We start from the raw sequence: 249 nt of genomic DNA on the forward strand, positions 1-249 counted from the left end.
TGTTCCCCATTCTCCGACACTGCGGTTGGAGGTGACGAGCATTGCACCCCGCTCGTAGCGCCTCGATACGAGCTGGAAAAATAAGTGGGCTGCATTGGGCTCGAGTGGAAGATAGCCAAGCTCGTCGATGATGAGCAGCTTGGGCTTGGCGAGAAACCCAAGTCGTTCTTCCAGGCGTCCTTCGCCATGTGCTCTCACGAGCGTTGCGACCAATGCCTGCGCCGTTGTGAACAACACCGTGTAGTTTTG

Annotated in this window: 1 protein-coding gene; it reads right to left on the reverse strand. The window is 56.6% G+C overall.

The window, feature by feature from the left end; translation table 11 throughout:
- A partial coding sequence (locus IB272_RS34705) for an ATP-binding protein (RefSeq protein WP_192445915.1) occupies positions 1 to 249 on the reverse strand: 249 nt, incomplete at both ends.

The organism is Ensifer sp. ENS08 (assembly GCF_014852195.1).
GTDB classification, from domain to species: Bacteria; Pseudomonadota; Alphaproteobacteria; order Rhizobiales; family Rhizobiaceae; genus Ensifer; species Ensifer adhaerens.